At 66.3% G+C, this 20,720-nt stretch carries 10 protein-coding genes and 1 tRNA gene; 5 read left to right on the forward strand and 6 right to left on the reverse strand.

Annotation, left to right across the window (positions count from 1 at the left end; all coding sequences use genetic code 11):
• Window positions 1–35: 35 nt before the first annotated feature.
• The 3 genes from RQI43_RS06970 to RQI43_RS06980 all read right to left on the reverse strand — a co-directional run bounded on the left by RQI43_RS06970 (window position 36) and on the right by RQI43_RS06980 (window position 3,100).
• Window positions 36–1,271, reverse strand: coding sequence for a DUF1501 domain-containing protein (locus RQI43_RS06970; protein ID WP_311274662.1), 1,236 nt, complete (start codon window positions 1,269–1,271; stop codon window positions 36–38).
• A gap of 22 nt (window positions 1,272–1,293) precedes the next feature.
• Window positions 1,294–2,730: a DUF1800 family protein gene (locus tag RQI43_RS06975; RefSeq protein ID WP_311274663.1), complete on the reverse strand. Its 1,437-nt coding sequence runs from the start codon at window positions 2,728–2,730 to the stop codon at window positions 1,294–1,296.
• A gap of 295 nt (window positions 2,731–3,025) precedes the next feature.
• Window positions 3,026–3,100: transfer RNA gene (locus RQI43_RS06980), tRNA-Val, on the reverse strand.
• Between the two features lie 736 nt (window positions 3,101–3,836).
• On the opposite strand from RQI43_RS06980, the gene RQI43_RS06985 reads away from it, so the two are divergent.
• On the forward strand, window positions 3,837–11,249 hold the full coding sequence (locus tag RQI43_RS06985; protein ID WP_311274664.1) for an SDR family NAD(P)-dependent oxidoreductase: 7,413 nt from the start codon (window positions 3,837–3,839) through the stop codon (window positions 11,247–11,249).
• A 66-nt stretch (window positions 11,250–11,315) separates the two neighbouring features.
• Window positions 11,316–12,689 carry an aminotransferase class I/II-fold pyridoxal phosphate-dependent enzyme gene (locus RQI43_RS06990; protein ID WP_311274665.1) on the forward strand — a complete coding sequence of 458 codons (1,374 nt, stop codon included), beginning with the start codon at window positions 11,316–11,318 and terminating at the stop codon, window positions 12,687–12,689.
• 178 nt (window positions 12,690–12,867) lie between these two features.
• Here the strand turns inward: RQI43_RS06990 and RQI43_RS06995 are convergent, their stop codons facing one another.
• From RQI43_RS06995 to RQI43_RS07005, 3 genes are all read right to left on the reverse strand, one after another.
• Window positions 12,868–14,037: a polysaccharide biosynthesis/export family protein gene (locus RQI43_RS06995; RefSeq protein WP_311274666.1), complete on the reverse strand. Its 1,170-nt coding sequence runs from the start codon at window positions 14,035–14,037 to the stop codon at window positions 12,868–12,870.
• A gap of 234 nt (window positions 14,038–14,271) precedes the next feature.
• A complete protein-coding gene (locus RQI43_RS07000; RefSeq protein ID WP_311274667.1) occupies window positions 14,272–15,765 on the reverse strand; it encodes a sulfatase-like hydrolase/transferase in 1,494 nt (497 codons plus the stop codon).
• Complete coding sequence (locus RQI43_RS07005; RefSeq protein ID WP_405030566.1) at window positions 15,765–17,303, reverse strand: capsular biosynthesis protein; 1,539 nt, start codon at window positions 17,301–17,303, stop codon at window positions 15,765–15,767. Before RQI43_RS07005 ends, RQI43_RS07000 begins: the two co-directional genes overlap by 1 nt.
• A 274-nt stretch (window positions 17,304–17,577) precedes the next feature.
• Between RQI43_RS07005 and RQI43_RS07010 the strand changes: the two genes are divergently transcribed.
• The 3 genes from RQI43_RS07010 (at window position 17,578) to RQI43_RS07020 (ending at window position 20,624) form a co-directional block, all read left to right on the forward strand.
• On the forward strand, window positions 17,578–18,885 hold the full coding sequence (locus RQI43_RS07010; protein ID WP_311274669.1) for a capsular biosynthesis protein: 1,308 nt from the start codon (window positions 17,578–17,580) through the stop codon (window positions 18,883–18,885).
• Between the two features lie 117 nt (window positions 18,886–19,002).
• The gene (locus RQI43_RS07015; RefSeq protein WP_311274670.1) at window positions 19,003–19,773 is read left to right on the forward strand and encodes an SDR family NAD(P)-dependent oxidoreductase; all 771 of its coding nucleotides are present in this window, start codon (window positions 19,003–19,005) and stop codon (window positions 19,771–19,773) included.
• Window positions 19,770–20,624 (forward strand): formyltransferase family protein, encoded by an 855-nt coding sequence (locus tag RQI43_RS07020; RefSeq protein WP_311274671.1) that lies wholly within the window; start codon window positions 19,770–19,772, stop codon window positions 20,622–20,624. Before RQI43_RS07015 ends, RQI43_RS07020 begins: the two co-directional genes overlap by 4 nt.
• Window positions 20,625–20,720 lie beyond the last annotated feature (96 nt).

Raw genomic sequence — 20,720 nt, forward strand, 5'->3', positions numbered from 1 at the left:
AGGGTCGATGGCGTAGCCTCTGCGCCTCGCGCAGGTCAGGCCCGAAGCAGATCCCTCATACCGGGGGCCTTCTCGCTGCCGGGGAAGATCTTTTCCGACAGGACCTTCTCCTCGAACCCGAACTGATCGATCAGCAGGCCCTTCATCACGGCGCGCAGATCCGTCGTCGGCGCGAGGTCGCGACCTTCGAACAGGGCGCTTTCCTTCAGGCTCGGCCAATCGGCGATTACCCGTCCCCCTGCCACCGCGCCTCCGACGAGGAAGGCCACCGTCGCCGTTCCGTGATCGGTGCCGGAGGAGCCGTTCACATGCACGGTGCGGCCGAATTCCGTGACGATCAGAACGGAGGTCTGTGCCCATGAGGCGCCGAGTCCCTCCTTGATCGCCGCTATGCCGGCATCGAGGGAGGCCAGGTTCCTGGCGAGACGCCCCTCATAGGGGCCCTGGGACGAGTGTGTGTCCCAACCGTCGAAGTTCATCACGGCGATGCGGGGGCCGGTGACGGGCGCCATGAGCGAGGCCGCAGCGCGGGCGGCCGAGGCGAAGCTGTTGGGGCCCCTCAACGGCTGCTTGCCCATGGCCGCCATGCTCGGATCCGAGGCGATGAAATCGTCGACCTGCACACCCTCGCGCAGGGCATTTGCCAGGGCCTGGTCCTTGTCGTCGTAGAGCGCCTGAAGCCGCATCAGCGTATCGGCCGAGGCGTAGGGAAGAGTCTGCGGCTGCCATGTCTCGACCTGGGCCGGACCACGCAGGATCAGCGGTGTCGTCGCGCTGACGGAGAGAGCCTTGGCCGGCCGCAGCTCGATGCCCTTGGCCTTGGGAATGAGGGACAGCGCGCGATTGAGCCAGCCGGTATCGACGCCGGAACTGGAGCGCGTCATCCCGTTCTCGAGGACCTCCTGCGCGTCGAAATGCGAGCGGGCGCGGTAGGGGGTAGCGACGGCATGGAACAGCGTGGCCTCGCGCTTGGCATAGAGGTCGGCCAGGTTCGGCATGGCCGGATTGAGCGAGAACAGCGGATCGAGCCGGAAGGGCGTGTGCGTCGGGGACAGCTTGAAGCCGGAGCGGATCGAAGCGAATTGAGGATCGCCCACCGGCATCACCGCCGACAGGCCGTCGAGCCCACCGCGCAGCACCACCACGAGGAAGCGCGGGTCGCGGCCGGACGCGGCCCAGACCTTCGGCACATAGGGCCAGGCGAAGAGGGCGCCGGCGCCGAGCAGCAGGTTGCGGCGCGTCGGCAGGTGGGCGTGTTCCTGAGGATTCATGGGGTCATCGCCTCTCGACCGGCTAGCGCCGCTGGAATTCCGGACTGAGCATCAGCAGGGCCAATGCCTGTTCGGGGCTTTCGCCCTGCCTGATCACGCGCCGGGTCTCATCCGAGAAATAGCCGCCGATCCGGTCGTCCACGAGTTTGCGGATATCGACATAGTTCGCGTTGAACGTCGCGCATTGCTGTGCCCAGTCGATCCGGCTCTTGATGCCATCCGAGGTCGCCCAGGCATCGTCTTCCTCGGCCCATCCTTTGGGTGACGGGGCGGCCAGGAACGGCTGGCCCATCGCGAGAAGCGAGGCTTTCGGCGATGGCCTAACCGGCGCTTGTCCGAGGAGGCGACCGGTCGCGGCGAGGAACTCGATCGGCGAGCGGAGCTTCACGGGAGCGGCGGTCCAGGCCTCGTCGTTTTGGATCAGCGCGGCGGTCACGGCCTTCAGGTCGCCGTCGCTGTCCTGAAAGGCTTTGGCGAGATTCTTCTGAAGAGAGTCCGACGCCTTTTCCGATACGAACGCACGCGCCATCCGTCGCGTCACGTAGCGTGCCGTGGATGGGTGGCGGACGAGGTCGGCTAGGACCGCGGGAAACTCCTCTGCTCCCGCTTCCGCGTAACGCTTACCGAGGATGGTCTTCGGCCCTGGTTGATGCAGCCGTTCACGGAACACCACCTCGCCGAAAGTCTCGGATTTTGGGTTGAGATCCACGGTCCAGCCCGTGAGGACGGAGGCCAATGCCGTGACGTCGGCCTGACTGTAGCCCCCGTCGACGCCGAGTGTGTGGAGTTCGAGCACCTCGCGTCCGAGATTCTCGTTGAGGCCGGATTTCTTGATGCGCCCGACTTTAGAATCGGGGCCGATCGAGGATGCGTTGTCGAGATAATAGAGCATGGAGGCGTGCAGGATCGCCGCCTTGGCCATGTCGTGAAAGCGGCCGAGAATGAATGGCCGAATGGCTTCGCGCTGGAACGAACCCGCCGTAAGGCTGGATTTCCCCTTCCCAGCCCCGATGGTGAAGTGATTGGTCCAGTGTAGAAACAGCCGCTCGTGCAGAGGTGCCTTGGTCGCCGCCGCCAGTCTGAGCCAGGTGATCAGCTCATCGGCGTTCTTCGTGATCGACCCCTGAGTGGCCTTGGCCTCGGAGTCGTTCTCCATCATGCCGCCACCCATTGATGGCTCTGCGCCGGGTGCCATCGCCATGGCACCATCTTCCATATTGCTGCCTAGCTTGACCTTGGCACCGTCCGCATCCGCCATCGCTTCGCGGCGCTGCTTCGCGAGCTGACGACGATGCATCATTGCCTGCAGCTGATCGGTCGTTGACATCAGTTTGGCTTCGGGCGCCGTCACCGACATGTCGAGCTGAGCGCGAACGTAGCCGCGCGGATCGTCGAGGGCGCGCAGATCGATGGCGCTGCATCCGAGGCCGAACCGTCCGACCGCATTCGAGAATGCCAAGTTTCGGCTCATCATTATCTCCGGCATCCGGCACGGTGGCCGAGATGCCCGGCACCGAATGAAAGCGCTCGCCTTACACTCTTTGTCTGAGGCGGTTCTGTGACCGGGACGGCGGCTCACGCAAGCGTGACAGTGGCTGGCATGAGACAACTGCCATTCGCTGCCTGGGGCGCGATGGACGCGGAAGCCTCGACGTACGAGCAAGTCGTGCGTTCACGACGGAGGGGCTGCCAGAACGAGAAAAAGCCCCGTTTCCGGGGCTTTTGTTCTCTCGTCCATCTCGCCCGAAGGGAAATGGTGGGCGCGACAGGGATCGAACCTGTGACCCCTACCATGTCAAGGTAGTGCTCTCCCGCTGAGCTACGCGCCCCGGCTGAAGCGTTTCCGCTGCAGCGAGGAGCGGCGTATAGCTTTCGGCTGGAACGGGCGTCAAGGGCCTTTTCGCGGAAAGCAGGCGTTCCTTCGATCCGGGCCGCGTTTTCTTCGATGGGACCACCCTATCCCATCGAGCTCTAAGTGAGGCATTTATGTTGCGGCGCAGCATAGAGGTGCTTGAATGAATATCGTGAAGGAGCGTAAGTGGATTTTTACTCCAGGCATTATCAATAAGGAAAATGGAAAAATCGACACCTTCATGATAGTCGAAGAATATGCTATAAATCACATTTTACTATACTATCACAAATATGACAGGCGCATTAGCATTGGGGATTTTCTGATGCATAGATTGTTGAGTTATGCAAATTAAGTCACGTTTGTTACTAAGTGTCGATTTTTTATTGTAGTAATACAATAATAATTCTGAAAACCGATGGCGCGGTGCGTTAATAATGTTTGATATTATGCCGATGCGGGATAAGTTTGTACAGTTTCAGACGTGCGGTTGAAGTAGCGGCCTATATTGAATGCTGCCGTAATCATGACTGTGTGATTTTTATCAGCCCGTGAAACTATCCGTATCTTGAAATCCCTCCGGCCTCTCTGCTGCAGCAAAGCTGCCATGGGTTGGACACGGTTCCGGCTGCATATTATGCATCCTCACGTCGGTTGTCCGCTGCAGGTGCGAGACGGCGATGTCCTCGATCAAGAGCGTGTGCGAACCGAACGTGATCAAGCGTACAGACATAGCGATCGTCGGCCGTTCGTGCCGGTTGCCCGGCGCTGCAAGCGTCGATGGCCTGTGGCAGCTTCTGAGCGAGGGCCGCTGCGCCGTCGGGCGTATCCCTGACGATCGCTGGTCGTTGGAGCGGTTCGGCCATCCACGCGCGCAGGAGCGCGGCAAGAGCTACACATGGTCGGCGGGCGTCTTGGACGACATCTGGTCGTTCGATCCCGGCGTCTTCGGCATTTCGCCCCGCGAAGCCGAGCAGATGGACCCGCAGCAGCGGCTCCTCCTCGAACTGACCTGGGAGGCCCTGGAGGATGCGGGTCTGCGTCCCTCCGCCGTGGCGGGGTCGCAGATCGGGGTGTTCGTCGGCGCCTCGTCCCTCGACTACGGAAACCTGCGCGTCCTCGATACCTCTTCGGGTGATGCCTATGCGGCGACCGGCAACACGCTCTCGATCCTGTCCAACCGGATCTCCTACATTTACGACCTGAAAGGGCCGAGCTTCACCGTCGATACGGCTTGCTCCTCTTCGCTCGTAGCGCTCGATGCCGCCGTCGCGGCGATCGCCAGTGGCCGGATCGACACTGCGGTCGTGGCGGGCGTGAACCTGCTCGCCAGCCCCTTCAACTTCATCTGCTTTTCCAACGCGCAGATGCTGTCGCGGACCGGGCTGTGCCAAGCCTTCTCGGCCAATGCCGATGGCTATGTCCGTTCCGAGGGCGGCGTCGTTCTCGTCCTGAAATCGGCGCGGGCCGCTTCGCGCGACGGCGATACCGTGCGTGGCGTCATTGCGGCGAGCGGCGTGAATTCCGACGGCCGGACCACCGGCATCTCCCTGCCTTCCGGCTACGCACAGGGTGCGCTGCTCGAACAGGTCTATCGCGAGGCCGAGATCGATTTCGATGCGGTCGCGTTCGTTGAAGCGCACGGCACCGGCACGGCGGTGGGCGACCCGATCGAGGCCGGCGCCATCGGTGGGAAGATCGGCCGGCCCCGCAAGGAGCCGCTGCCGATCGGCTCGATCAAGAGCAATATCGGACATACCGAGCCGGTCTCGGGCCTCGCCGGTCTTCTGAAGGCAAGTCTCGCCCTCGAGCACGATCTGCTGCCGCCCTCGCTGCATGCGACCGTTCTCAATCCCGACATTCCCTTCACCAAGCTCAATCTCTCGGTGGTCACCGCGCCGCTGGCGATCCCGCGTGGCCGGGGTGAGCGTTTCGCCGGCGTCAACTCCTTCGGCTTCGGCGGCACAAACGCCCACATCGTCCTCACCGACGGCGCGCCGGCCTCCGCCGCGGGCGATGCCGGGCGCGGGCCAGAATTACTACTCCTCTCTGCCCAGAGCCGCGCCGCGCTGAACGAACTCGCTCTCGACTACGCCGATCGGTTCGAACGCGCAGATTCCACCGAGACCGTGCGGATCGCCGCCGCCGCCGCTCATCGCCGCGAGCGACTGTCGACCCGCCTCGCCATGCCCATGGACGCAGACCTGCCCGCCACGTTGCGCGCGGTCGCCGATGCCGAGGAGACCGACATCGCCCGGGTCGGCACCGCCGTCGACCGTAGCGCCGAGATCGCGTTCGTCTATTCCGGCAATGGCAGCCAATGGGTGGGGATGGGCCGGGAGGCCTATGACCGCAACGCCATCTACCGGTCTGCCTTCGACCGGATCGACGTCCTGTTCGCCGAGATCTCGGGCTGGTCGCTGAAGGAAGCCCTGTTCGCCGAGGATCTGGCCGAGCGCATGGTCCTCACGCGGGTCTCGCAGCCGCTGATCTTCGCCATTTCCAGCGCTTCGACCACGGCCCTGAAGGCGGCCGGTCTCGTCCCGTCCTACGTGCTCGGCCACAGCGTGGGTGAGATCGCGGCGGCCGAGGGAGCCGGCATCCTGAGCCTGGAACAGGCGGTGAAGGTCATCTTCTACCGCAGCCAGCATCAGGAGACGACGCGCGGCCTCGGAACCATGGCGGTGCTGCTGGCGCCTGTGGAAGAAATCGAGATTTTCCTCGAGGATTATCCCAGCCTCGACATCGCCGCCTATAACAGCCCGAAAGCCGTCACCGTGGCGGGCCCGGTCGCCGATATCGACGCGGCCATGAAGGCGCTGGCGCGCAAGCGCCGCCGTGGTCGCAAGCTCGACCTCGCCTACCCCTTCCACGGCCGGCTGATGAACCCGACCGAGAAGCCGCTGCTGCGCGATCTCGCAGGATTGAAGCCGCATCCCGGCACGATTCCCATGGTCTCCACCGTGACCGGGGCCGTGCTGCAGGGCGGGGAGTTCGACGCCGGCTATTGGTGGCGCAACATCCGCGAGCCGGTGCGCTTCTGCGAGGCTGTCCAGGAAGCGACCCGCAAGGGCGCCCGCATCTTCGTCGAGGTCGGCCCAAGGGCGACCCTGCTGCCGCATATCGGCGATTGCATCGAGCCCCTCGGCATCGAGAATGCCACGGTCGGCGTCCTCACCAACAAACCCGTTGGCAGTGACCCCTTCGCCCGCGCCCTGGCCTCGGCCCTCGTCCACGGTGCCGCCGTCGACGAGGCGGCGGTCTTCGGCGAGAACCCGAAGGGCGATGTCGCGCTTCCGACCTATCCCTGGCAGCGTCGGCCGTTCCGGCTGTCGGAGACCTCGGAAGGCGTGGGCGCCGCGACGGCCCGCGCCTATCATCCGCTCTACGGATCGCGCCTTTCGGCCGACGGACTCGAGTGGAACGGCCATCTCGACATCGCTACGGTGCCGGAACTCGATGACCACCGTATCGACGGCCAAGCGATCCTGCCCGGTGCGGCCTTCATCGAAATGGCTTTGGGCGTCGCCCGCGAGGCGATGCGCAGCGACGACGTCGTCCTCGCCGAGTTCGAAATCCAGTCGCCGATGGTCTTCGGTGAGGATGCCCTCCGCGAAGTCGCCGTGCGGCTCTCGGGCAGCGGCAACCAGATCCAGATCCTCAGCCGGCCTCGGCTGACCCAGGCGGGCTGGCAGTTGCACGCCTCCGCCAAGATCGTGGACGGCACCTTCGCGGCGCGTCCCCGGCAGGACATCATCATCCCGGCCGAGAACGCCGTCGAGGGAGAGGGGCTGTATCGTCTCGCCGCCGCCTCAGGTCTCGATTTCGGGCCGAGCTTCCGCCAAGTGGCCCTCAGCGCCCGTGTGGACGAGACCGTGATCGTCTCCGAACTCAAGCCGGCGGAGCCGGATACGCGCTTCGGCCTCGTGCCGGCGCGGCTCGATGCCTGTTTCCACGGCCTGATCCTGCTCTTCGCCGACCTGTTGGGCGAGGGATCGACCAAGGCCTATGTGCCGGTGCGTTTCGGCGAGATTCGGCTGATTCGGCCCGGTGCCGTCATCGCCCGGGCCATGATCCGTACGCGGCGTTGCAACGAGCGCAGCATTCTCGCTGACTTCACCTTGGTGGATGAGGCCGGCGACGTCATCGCAACCCTGCGGGAAGGCCGGTTCCAGGCCTTGCGCGCCAAGTCCGGCCAGGATCTCGCCGCCTACGCCATCGCGCAGAGGTCGGAACTCGCCACGGAGCCGACCGCGATCCCCCTCGATCGCCGCGCCCGCATCGCCGATGCGGTCCGTCCGGGCATCAAGGCGGCTCTCGCGCCCGCCGATGCTGCACTCTCGCCGGGCCATCTTCTCCTCGAAGGCTGGGCCACCTCCCTCGCCTACCGCATGGCCGAAGGGCTGCAGCGCTCAGGCGCCGTCGCCATCGACGATCGTGTGCCGGAATCGATGCGGCCCTGGCTCCTGAACGCCCTCTACGCCCTCGAGAGCAGCGGGCTCGCCACCCTCGACGGAACGCGCTGGACCCTGCGCAAGGACGTGACCCTGCCCGCCCCCGACGAGATCATGCGTTGGATCGCGGCTGACCATCCCGAACTGTCCGCCGAACTGGTGCTCACGGCGGATCTCGGCGCCGTCGTCTCCCGCCTCCTCGACGGTGATCTCGCGAGCCAGCCCACCCTGTCGCAGAACGCTCTCGACGCCTTCGTCCTGCGTAGCGCCAGCGCACGCGCATCCTCGGATGTGATCGCCGGTATTCTCGACGGCGCCCACACCGACCTTCCGACGGACCGGTCCCTGCGCCTGCTTCAGCTCGGGTTCGGGCCGCTCTCGGCCCAGGCGGCCGCCATCGCCGATGGAATCGCCGCGCACCTTACGGTGTTCGAGACCGATCGCCGCCTCGCCGAGCGAGCCCGCCTCGCCCTGCCGCGCGGCGTCACCGTGATCGAGGACGAAGCCGACCTGACGGAAGGCGGCTTCGACGCGATCCTGGCAAGCAACGTCCTGCACCGGACCGAGCGCGGCCTTCTCGGCAAGATCGCCGACGCCCTCGCCACGGGTGGGTTCCTGCTGGCGGTGGAGCCGGGCGCTTCGCTCTTCCGCGATCTCGTTTTCGGTCTGCTGCCGGATTGGTTCGAGAGTCTGGACGGGATGCCCCTGGGACGCCTCGACGACATCACCGGCTGGCAACGTTCGCTCAGCGATACCGGTCTCGTCCGCGTCGCCGTCGACCGGGCGGTCTCGGCCAATGGCGACGATCTTCTCTTCCTCGCCGAGGCACCGGTACGGGCAAAGGCCTCCACCGGCCAGACCTTCACCTTCATCATCGGGTCGCAGGATTCCTTCGCGGCGGAAACCGCCTCGTCGCTGGCGACGCTCCTCGTCGCCGCCGGTGTCCATGTCTCGATCATCCTCGATTCCGAGCAATCGCTGCTCGAACTCGAACGCGAGACCCCCGATACGGTGGTGTTCCTCGCCGGAGCCTTCGACACCAAGGGCGACGCCGCCGACCGGTTGCGCGAACGCTGCCTCGGTCTCAAGCGCTGCGTCGAACATCTCGGGACCCGTCAGACCCGCCTCTGGGTCATCTGTCCGGGCGCGACGCGTCATGACGGAGACGCCGACGGAGCGGTGGAAGCGGGCCTCTGGGCCTTCACCCGCACCCTCGCCAACGAGGTCGCCACCCTCGACATTCGCCGCATCGATCTCACCGCGGCGATGCCGAGCAAGCAGGCATCTGAGCGCCTGCGTGACGTGATCCTGTCCGGCACCACCGAGACGGAGATCATCCTCGACGCGGACGCCACCCGCGTGATCCGGTTCGCGCCGGGGCAGCTTTCACGCCGTCCCGCCTCCGATGCCGTAGCGGCTCCAGCCGCGCAGCTCGAGCGCAGCGTCACCGGCGGCCTCAACGACATGCGTTGGGGACCGGCCGAGCGGCGCACGCCCGGACGCGGCGAGGTCGAGATCGCCGTGGAGGCCACGGGCCTCAACTTCCGCGACGTGCTCTGGGCCCTGTCGATGCTCCCGGAGGAGATCCTGGAGGATGGCTTCGCCGGTCCGCGTCTAGGCCTCGAAGTCGCCGGTCGCGTCGTCTCGGTCGGCAAGGGTGTCGCCGCCTTCAAGGTGGGCGACCCTGTCGTCGCCTTCGCGCAATCGGGCTTCTCGACCCATATCGTGGTGCCCGAGCTCGTGGTGGCGCCGAGCCCACCCGGCCTCGACCCGCAGGCGGCGGCCACCGTGCCGGTGGCCTTCCTCACCGCTTATTACAGCCTCGTCAGCTGCGCCCGGCTGCGGCGCGGCGAATGGGTGCTGGTCCATGGTGGTGCCGGTGGCGTCGGGCTCGCCGCCCTGCAGATCGCCAAGCTGAAGGGAGCCCGCGTCATCGCCACCGCCGGGTCGCGCGAGAAGCGTGCGCTGGTGAAGGCTCTCGGGGCCGAGCACGTCCTCGATTCCCGCTCCCTCGCCTTCGTCGACGAGGTCCGCCGGATCACGGGCGACGGGGTCGGCATCGTGGTGAACAGCCTGTTCGGCGAAGCGATGGAACGCAGCCTGAACTGCCTGAAGCCGTTCGGTCGCTTCATCGAGCTGGGCAAGCGCGACTATGTCGCCAACACCCATATCGGCCTGCGCCCGTTCCGCCGGAACCTCTCCTATTTCGGCGTCGATCTCGATCAGGTGCTCCAGCACCAGGGTGAGGACGGGGCGCGTCTGTTCCGAGAGGTGATGGCCCTGTTCACGGAAGGCGGTCTCAAGCCCCTGCCGTTCCAGCCCTTCACCGCCGACGAGGTCTCGGACGCGTTCCGGCTGATGCAGCAATCCGGGCATGTGGGGAAGATCGTCATCGCCCCGCCGAAGCCGGGCAGCATCGTGGTCGAGCGCAAGTCCGACTTCCGGGTCTCGTCGGAGGGCGTCCATCTCATCACCGGGGGGCTCGGCGGCTTCGGCATCGAGGCAGCCCGGTGGCTCGCCGACCGGGGAGCCCGTCACTTGGTTCTGGTCGGCCGAAAGGGCGCCTCGAGCCCTGAAGCCAAGCAGGTGGTGGCCGATCTGGCGGTCCGTGGCGTCAGCGTCGCGGCGATGGCCTGCGACATCACCAGTCGCGAGGCGGTGGACGATCTCCTTGCCGAGGTCGAGGGCGACGGCCGCAGGCTCGCCGGCGTGATCCATGGGGCGATGGTGCTGCAGGATGGCCTCATCGCCAATCTCGACGCGGCTGCCCTCGACGCGGTCATCCGCCCGAAGGTCGTCGGCGCGGAGCATCTGGATGCAGCCACCCGCGAGCGGCAGCTCGACTACTTCGTGCTGTTCTCCTCGGCCACGACCTTCATCGGCAATCCGGGACAGGGCGCCTACGTCGCGGCCAACGGTTTCATGGAGGGGCTTGCCCGCCGTCGCAAGGCGCTGGGACTGCCCGCCCTCGCGGTCGCCTGGGGCGCGATCGGCGATGTCGGCGTACTGGCGCGCAACCGCGCGGTGATGGAGACCCTGGCCGGCCGCGTCGGGGTGACGCCGATGGATGCCCGCCGCTCCCTCGACCTCATGGCCGAGGCCCTGGAAGGGCAAGGCTCGTCACCCGACGATGCCGTCCTGGCCATTGCCTCGATGCATTGGGGCAAGGCGCGCGAACGTCTCGCGACCATGCGCTCGCCGAGCTACGGCGATCTCGGTTCCGACCAGCAGGCGGAATCCGGCACCGTGACCGCCATCGATATCGGTGGTTTGCTCAAGAGCCTGGACCTCGATGCGGTGCGCAAGACCGTGTCCGATGCCATCGTTGAGGACATTGCCCGCATCCTGCGTCTGCCCAAGGACGATATCAGCCGTGTCCGCCACCTTTCCGAGATCGGCCTCGACTCGCTGATGGGTGTGGAACTGGGCGCCAGCCTGCAGGAGCGCTTCGCCCTCGACGCGCCGCCTTCGGGTATCTCCTCGGGCCTGACCGTCGTCGAACTGGCAGAAACGCTGATCCAGTCCGTGGCGGCGCCGGTCGACGAGGCCTCGGCGGCGGTGATGAGCCTCGCCCAGCGCCATGCCAGCGAAGGCGTGGATGTCCGCACGCTCGAGCCGTTCCACGAGCTCGTCGAGCAGAACAGTCTCCAGATCAAAGAAATTCTGCCATGATCCGCGCGGCCGGCCGAAAGGCCGGTCGCGTTCGGCGGCATCGGTCAATCGGAAGATTCAACACGCATGAGTAATCCAGCCCGCCCCGACGGCGGCCGCGCGGCGCTCGCGGGCTTCGTCACCAACCGGCTCGGCCGCAATGCCAACCGGCAGGCCCCGCCCCGCCCCGAGGCGAAGGCCACGGACGCATCGGTACAGAAATTCGAGACCCTGCCGGGCTACCGCGAATTGCGGCTGCAGCGCTCGGCCGCCGACCTGATCGGCCTCGGCAACCCGTTCTTTCGGGTCCACGAGACCAGGGCGGGCGCCACGACGCGTATCGCCGGCAAGGGCTTCGTCAATTTCTCGTCCTACGATTATCTCGGGCTCAACGGACATCCCGACGTCAGCGAGGCGGCGCGCAGGGCCATCGACGAATTCGGTACCTCGGCCTCCGCGAGCCGGATCGTCGCCGGCGAGCGCCCCGGTCATATCCGCCTCGAACAGGCGCTGGCCGATCATTACGAGACCGAAGCCTGCGTCGTGATGGTGAGCGGCCACGCCACCAACGTCACCACGATCGGCGCCTTGCTGGAACCCGGCGACGTGATCTTCCACGATGCGCTGAGCCATAACAGCATCGTCACCGGGGCCCAGCTCTCGGGAGCCCAGCGTCGCTCCTTCGCCCATAACGATCTCAACGCCCTGGAGACCCTGCTCGGCGCCACGCGCCACGAGCATCGCCGCGCACTGATCGTGGTCGAAGGCCTCTACAGCATGGACGGGGATGCGCCGGACCTCGCCGGCCTCGTCGCCCTGAAACAGCGCTACGATGCCTGGCTGATGGTGGACGATGCCCACGGGCTCGGCGTCCTCGGCCGTACGGGAACCGGGCTCGCTGAGCATTGCGACGTCGATTCGCACCTCGTCGATATCTGGATGGGCACGCTCTCGAAGACCCTGTCGTCCTGCGGCGGCTACATCGCCGGCCCGGCGGCCCTGATCGAGTACCTCAAATGCACCGCCGGGGGCTTCATCTACAGCGTCGGCCTGTCCCCGCCGCTGGCCGCCGCCGCCGAGGCGTCCCTTGCCCTGATGCAGGCCGAGCCGCACCGGGTCGAGCGACTGCGCCAGAACGGCCACCTGTTCCTGTCATGCGCGAAGAAGCATGGGCTCGATACCGGAACGAGCCTCGGCCTCGCCGTGATTCCCGTCATCGTTGGCGATTCGCTGAAATCGGTCACCTTGTCGGACCGCCTGTACAAGCGCGGCATCAACGTGCAGCCGATCATCCACCCGGCGGTGCCCGAGCGCTCTTCGCGCCTGCGCTTCTTCATCACCTCCGAACACACGCCGGAGCAGATCCGCGAGACCGTGACGGCAGTGGCCGAGGAACTCGCGGAGATCGAGAAGGGCGGCTCCCTCATCGAGCAGCTGATGGCCAAGCGCGGCAAGCCCTGACGCCATTCGACCGGCTCGGCCGACACGTGTCACGGCATCATCCGATGGGATGCCGTGACGATGAGATGACGCTGATGGCCATGCGGCCCTGAGCCCAAGCCGTCCGAAGCTCACGCCGGACGCCTCCGTCTCCTATAGGTATGGGCGTACGGGATTGCCGGAGCCCTTGCGCTCCGTCTCAGAACGCTCCGCCCACGCGTGCGCCGGTCGTGATCGGCTGGGCCGCCGCGGCGAAGACGGAGAGGATCTTCTTGATCTCGGTGAACGGCGCGTTCGAGACGTAGACCATATCGCGGTTGCGCATGCGGAAGGCCTGGGTGAGGAACAGGCTGTTCGGGTCGCGCATGTCGAACCGATAGACCACAGGGACGAGCGGCGTACCGAGAAGCGGGCTTCCGGGCTTCAGGCGACGGACCACCGGCGCCGGCTCGAAGCGGAACAGGAACGTGCCGGTGGGGTCGGCATCGGCGTCGCTCTGGCCGCGCGCCTTGGCCAGCGCCTGCGCCAAAGTGATGCCCTCGGCCTGGAACGGGATTTCATTCGACGAGCCCAGGGCCCCGATGGCCAGGAAGGTCTGGGGATCGCGCACCAGAGTGAGGTTGTCGTTGGGGCGCAGGTAGATGTTTTCCTTGGGGTTCGACACCACGGTCGTCAGCGGCACCGTCGCTGTCCTGCCGTTGCGCGACAGACGCACGAAGGTTTCGCTGACCGGGGCTCTTACGCCACCGGCGGTGGCGATGACGTCGAGGATGCGATCGCCCTGGGTGCCGAGCGGGACGCGGGCACCCCCCACCGCCTCGCCGCCTACCGTGACGGATTGCGAGACCGGGCGGCTCACGGTGACGATCACCTGAGGCTGGATCGCCTTGCCGGCGAGCTCGGTCTCGATCAGCGACTGGACGTCCTGGGCGCGGCGCCCCGCAACCTTGATCCGACCGGCATAGGGGACCGAGATCGCGCCATCGCGCGAGACGACCTGCTCGGGCAATTGCGCCGCCTTCGAGCCGGCGGACATCGAGTTGACCGTGAGCGGTCCGGAATAGAGGCCACCCGATCCGGCTTCGAACACCGAGACGGCCACGGCGTCGCCAATGCCGATCACCGCTTCCGAGGGCATGCGTCCATCCCCGAACGAGGAGAGCAGGCTGTCGAGGGGGCGTCCGCGCAGGGCCTCCACCACTGCGGCGTTCACATCGATGAACTCGTAGCGGGCGAAGGTCCCTTCGCTCGTCGTCTGATCCGCACCGTCCACCACGGCCGAGGTCGACGGACCGGCGGCGGGCAGGAAGGCGTTGCAGCCGGACACCGTGACGGCGATGGCAATGGCCAGGGTGGCTTTGGGAAACATCGAACTCTCCTAGACCCGCCCCCGCGACGAGTGCCTTGTCAGATCACGTGTCGGGTCGGCGGATACGCACCGTCCGTCATCTCCAGTCTCGCTGGCTGGCCACGTGGGCCTGTGCGAGAGCGGACCTTTCGAACGGTCCACCTTTCATAGCGCCAAAACTCTTCGATCGTTTAACGATCGCTCTACTATCGCATGGTCGAACCGATGCGCGGTCTCGCGTCGGTCACGTTCGTGTCAGTACGATGGTGAGGCGATAGCCGATCCGGCCTCGTCTGCCGAGCGCTCCCCGATGCGGAATCGGAGGAAACGACCGAGTCCGTCGGCGCTCATATCGATGCGCTGCGGCGTTTCCCTGAACGCTCCGAAGCCGAAGATCGCGTAATCGGTAGCTGTATCGCCGAAGCCGGGCGTGCAGGTCGGCAGGGATGGGGCGTGATCGCCATAGACGCACAGGATCGCATCGCGCCTTTCCAGACCTTCGATCAAGGTCTCGACGGCCCGGCCGGTATGGGCCACGTGGTGGAGATACTGGTCCAGCGGCTCGGTGATGCCGTCGAGCCGCCCGGGTTTCCACGGCCCATGGTTCTCCATGGTCACGGCGAAAACGAAAACGGGCTCTTGCACCCCATCGACCTCCGCCAAGATGCGGGCCGCGACGGCCTCATCGGCGATATAGGGCCCGATTCTCGCGGCCCCGATGAAATCATCCTCCATCACCAGCCGGGTGAAACCGAACCGCCGCATCACCTCGGCGCGCTGGAAGAAGTCGCGGTGGAAGGGATGCACGAACACGGTGGCGTACCCTGCCCCCGATGCAAGCCGGGCAAGGCTCGTCGGCTCGTCGCCACCGCCGCTGAGATAGGGATCGTAGCGCCCGAACCCGAGGCTTTCCGGTTCTCGTCCGGTGAGGAGGGCGTGCTCCGTCCGCATCGTGTAGGCACCGTGGGCCGGGACCGTCAGCCGGCCATAGCGCGAGGCACGGTGGCGGATCGTCTCCATCAATGGCAGATCCGGACCGCCGAGCCGGGCCGGATCGACGAAGGATTCGAGCTGGACGACGACAATGAGCGGTGCCGGAGCGGCCGGTCCGGGCACAGCGGTATCGTCCGGTTCGGGAGCCGGCACGTCGCTCGTCCAGCGCAGGGTATAGGCGATGATCGTGGCCGGCAGCCCGTAGCGGGCGCAATCCGCGTCGAGATCGGGTCGGGGAAACCGGGTCGCGAGCCATGGCGCCGCCATTCCGGTGGCGAGGCCGGAGGCCAATCCGACTAGGAGGCAGGGCAGAGCGATAAGCGAGACGACGGCGACGCTCGGCTCTTCAGGCAGCGCGCTGGGCTCGATCCAGTACCACAGGGCGACGACGGCGAAGCTTGCCCCGAGGGGGATAGCCATGCGCGGGTCGGTGATCGGTCTCGTATAATAGAGGTCCGGATGGCGAGGCACCTGGCGCAACAGGGCGAAATCGCTGAAGACCAGCGGCTCGCCGATCACCGCCTGCTTCAACCGGCTGACCACGACCAGGATCGTGACGGTGAGCAGGCAGGAAAAGGCCGCGAGCCAGGGGCGCCAGGAGAAGCAGAACCAGAATATCGTCAGGAGGGCATAGCCGCCAAGTCGTACGGCCAGCTCGCTGGGGCGTCTGCCGATGGGCCGCCGGCCCGCACCATCCCACGCCTCGATGGCGAGGGAGCCGATCAACGCCAAGGTGAGAGCGGCGAACAGAGTCATCACTTGTCGCCGCCTCGCCCGATCCCCCGCCGCGCCCGGATCAGGCGGACGATGGGGTTCAGAACAGCGTAGCGTAGGCGCATGACGGTCTGTGCCCTGCGACTGAGGGCGAGCTTCGAGGGGGCGGCGGCCTCTCGGCTCTGGCTCAGCCGCTCGAGGAGTTGCTCGGGCGTGCACGGCTTCATCGCCACGGGATCGAGATAGAGCGGGTAGACGAGAAGCGCTCCTGCGACGAGTTCGTCGAGGGCGAGCCGCCGCCCCCTGTCGGCGCCCGGTGCGAGATCCTCGGTGAGCCCCCAGCCGGCATAGAAGGGCTGGCCATGGACAGCCACGCTCAAGCCTCGGATCAGCGCCTCGAATCCGGCAAGCGAGGTCATCGTCTCCACATGGTGCGCCCGGTCGAGGAGGTCGACGATGGAGAGCCCCGCCACGATCCTGTCGGCCAGGGCCAGAACCTCGGCCTCCGGGATCGCGCCCGGCCGGAAGCCGGCCTCCACGTCAGGATGCGGTTTATAGAGCAGGAATGCCCCCGGATTACGGCTGCGGGCCGCGCGCAGGAGTTCGAGATTCGAGCGGACATGCGGTGAGCCGTGGCGCACCGAGGCATCGTCCTCGACCTGCCCCGGCACCAGCACGATGCGCCGATCCTCGGGCCAACCCGATGCATCTCCGGCGAGCCCGACATTGTATTTCGTCAGGCGCCGTTCCACCACGAGCCGGCGCAGGAGCGAGGCCCTGGCCACGAGCTCGGGCGAGAAATCCTCGTTCTTCAGGATGCGAGCGAGGCGGCTTTCGGTGCGGGGGTCGTAATAGATGCCGCTGTCATCCACGACGATAGAAGCGCCCGGCTGCAGGCTCGCTCCAAGCCCCACCGACCGCAGGAATCCGTCCTCGATCCGGGCCAGGGGAATACCGTGCTCCGCGGAGAGCGACGGCAAATGTGCCGGCATCCGCGTCGCCCAAGCGAGGATGCGGGCCTTTCCGGCTTGTCCCCTGCTCCTCGCCTTCGCCACCGCCTCCTCGGCATTCATGGCGTAAACGGGCTTACCCGCCGGTCCGCCGACGAAGACATCGAGGGCCGGCCGCTTCCAGCGCGAGATGCCGACGAGGACGGTGAGGCTATCGTTGTCGCGGAACCGGCGCTCCAGCCAGGCCACCCGATCGCGGCATTCGTCGAGGGTGATCGGCTGCCGAGTCCAAGGGTCGAACGCGTGGATCCCGGCCTCGCCACCGAACGGAACTCCGTCAAGGGTGAAGCGCAGGCTGGACAGACCCCTTTCGGGAGAATCGTAGGGACTGAGCAGAGGCCCCGGTTCGACGGTGAGGAGCCGGCGACCCGCCATTTGCAGGCACCGCCCGGCAAGCCCGCGCCGTCCCCAGATCACCCCGATGGCGCCCGGAGCCCAGGCTTGAGCGAAGGCGCGACCGGTCACGGATTCGATCTCGGCTCGCAGAGCCCGAATCGGCCGGCTCGTGGCAAGCAGCGGCCGGGGCACCGACGAGGCGGCCGGGGGGAAAGGTGGCGAAAGCTCGGGCAATGGTTATGGCGGATCCGGTTATGCGGGGCCGCAGGCATACGACGATCCGCGCCGTCACGCGATGCGATCTCGTGGGAGAACGGGCAATCGGAGCGTTCGAGTTCGGGATCTCAAAGGCGTCGCCAGCGCGTCATGTTGCAGACACATCACGCGGCCAGAAATTCCGTTAAGGACCCCGTGCTACCCAATTGCCGCAATGCACCATCCGTGCGATCAGGGCTCTCACGTGCCCATTCGACACGCCCTCGCAGGGCGCAGGAGCAAGCACTTCCGCATGTTGCCGACACGCGTAGACACGACACGCGAGAGGCCAGCGACCTTCCTGTTTCTGCAGGGGATCGCGTCGCCCTTCTTTGCGGATCTCGGCCAAGCGCTCCTCAAGCGCGGCCATCGGGTTCGACGTATCAACTTTTCATCGGGCGACTGGCTGTTCTGGCGCCTCGGCTCCGACAATTATCGCGGCCCTCGCGACGGCTGGGATGCCTATATCGCCGGCTATATCGTCGAGCACGGCGTGACCGATATCGTGCTGTTCGGCGATTGCCGGCCGTATCATGTCGCGGCGCGAGAGGCCGCAAGCCCCCTCGGCGTCCGTATCCACGTGTTCGAGGAAGGCTATCTGCGGCCGAACTGGGTCACGTGCGAACTCGGCGGTGTCAACGGCCATTCCTCGCTGCCTCGCTGTCCCGACGAGATCCACGCCATCGCCCGCCGCCTGCCGCTGGCCGGCCGCGCTATGCCGGCGAGCGGTGACATGGCCCGGCGCAGCCTGTGGGATGTGGCCTACAACGTCGCCAATATCGGCTTTCCCTATTTCTTCCCACATTTTCGCAGCCACCGACCGATTCATATCGCGGCGGAATATGTCGGTTGGATCAAGAAGTTCGCCGGCCGGGCCAGTACACGCCGCCAGGCGCGGGAACTCAATGAAATCTATCTGGCGCGCAAGCACGAGTATTTCCTGCTGCCATTGCAGCTCGACAGCGATTACCAGATTCGCATCCACTCGCCCTTTCTGGGGGTCGAAGGGTTCATGGACCGGGCCATCGCGTCCTTTGCCGCCCATGCCAGCACCGCCGCGCGCCTACTGATCAAGCTTCACCCCCTCGACAGCGGGCTGGTCAATTGGCGCAAACACGCCAGGAACTCCGCCCGGCGTCATGGCGTAGAAGACCGGCTGGATTTCATCGATGGCGGCGACCTGCCGAACCTCATCGCCGGCAGCCGAGGCGTCGTCCTGGTGAACAGCACGGTGGGGATGCTGTCCCTGGAGCTCGGCCGTCCGACGGTCGCCGCGGGTGATGCGATCTACAACATACCCGGCCTCACGCATCAGGGTGGGCTCGACAGCTTCTGGACGAAGCCGGAAGCTCCCGACATGCAGCTGGTCGCGGATTTTCGTCGGGTCGTCTTGCATCGGACCCAGGTGAATGGCGGATTCTTCTCCCGTCCGTCGATCGACCGAGCCGTGGCGGGGAGCGTCTCGCGCCTCGAAGCCCGTCTGCCTGCACCGGCCCTGGCCGCCGCAAGGGTGATTCGCGAGCGCACGACGACGACGCCGGAACTCGCGCCGGTCTACTGACCGAGCGCCGCCGGGCTTCGACTCATTCCGGGGACGGTGCGCCTTCATATCGGCACGGCATCATCTTGTCCGAGAACGGGTTCCCGCTTGCCAGGGTGATGCTCTAGAACAGGCCTCATGCCCGTCATTCTCATCACCGGTGCGTCGAGCGGTATCGGCGCGGCTCTCGCCCGGCATTACGCTGCGCCCGGCACGCATCTCGTTCTGAATGCGCGTGGCATCGACAGGCTGAATACCGTCGCCGCCGCGTGCCGCGACCTCGGCGCAACCGTGGCGACCCGGTCCATCGACGTGCGCGACAGGCAGGCCGTGGGCGAATGGCTACGCGAGACGCACGCGGTGACGCCCCTCGATCTCGTCATCGTCAATGCCGGCATCAACGGCGGCCATCCCGGTGGGGATATCGAGACCGAGGCGATGGCGTTCGAGACCGTCGACGTCAATCTCAACGGCGCACTGAATGTCGCCCTCCCCTGCGTGACCCTGATGCTGGCGCGCGGGAGCGGCCAGATCGCCCTGATCTCGTCTCTCGCGGCCTTCGCGCCCTTGCCCGACGCACCGGCCTATAGCGGCACCAAGGCGGCTTTGCTCGCCCACGGATTGGCGCTGCGCGCCAAGCTCGGTCCGCGTGGCGTCCGGATGAACGTGGTGACTCCCGGTTACGTGAAAACCACCATGGGTGGGGATTACGAGGGCTGGCGTCCGATGGAGATGAGTGCCGAGGAGGCGGCTGTCCGCATCGCGCGCGGCCTCGCCCGCGACCTCGACATCATCGCCTTCCCAGAGCCCCTCGCCTCCCTGGCACGCGGATCGGCCTTGCTGCCGGAGAGCCTGCGACGCCGCTCCATGCGCGGTTTCCGGTTCAAGGTCGGGCGTAGCAAGCGATGACGCGCCCGCGCATCGCATTGTTCGTGCTCGAAGCGTTGCCGAATGCCCGTGCCGCCCGCCAGTTCGTGCAGGACCATGCCGGCGACATCGCCTTTGTCGGGCTGTCGAATGCGGAGCGTCCGAACTCGGGTGGTCTCACCGGCCAGGTCCGGCGCCACCTCGCCCGGTCCGGCCCGGCATTCCTGCCCTATCTCGCGGTGAATTTCGGCCTGCCCGATCTGCTGGCTCCGGCATCGGGAATGCTGCGGCGCTTGACGGGGGCTGGACATGTGGCCACGGCGACGCCGCTCAAGGCATTGTGCCGGACGCTCGGTATTCCGACTCTCCGCATCGATGACGTCAACGGATCGGATGTGGTCCAGGCCTTCGACGCCCATGCGCCGGACCTCATCGTCGCGTTCCATTTCGACCAGATCTTTTTCGCCGCGACCCTGGCATTGGCGCCGCTTGGAGGAATCAACGTCCATCCCGGCCTGCTGCCGCGCCATCGTGGGCCGGTGCCGACGATCCACGCGCTGGCAGAGGAGGTTCCCGGCTTCGGCGTCACGATCCATCGCTTGACGCCAGCAATCGACGCGGGGGCGATCCTCGCCCAGGAAGCATCGGACTTTCCGTCCGGCACCACCGCCACCCGCGCGGCGATCCTGCTGCACGAGAGGGGGCGCGTCCTCCTCGATGGGGTGCTCGACGATCTCGCCGCAGGTATCCTAGGCGACGGCATGGTGGCGGAGGCCCTGCCCTACTGCCCGTTCCCGGACCGGGCGCTGCTGGCGGGTCTCGCGAGACAGAACCGAAAGCTCGTCGATGGCGCCGATCTGCGAGCCGCGTTGAGCGTGCACGCGACGACTTGAATGCGCGCACCGGCTGGAGCAGCCGGATTGATGTCATGAACAAACGGCCCAGTCCTGAGGACCGGGCCGTTTGAGGGCTTTCGCTGTCGTTTTACT

Origin of the sequence: Methylobacterium sp. WCS2018Hpa-22, assembly GCF_031843785.1 — a bacterium.
Classification (GTDB): domain Bacteria; phylum Pseudomonadota; class Alphaproteobacteria; order Rhizobiales; family Beijerinckiaceae; genus Methylobacterium.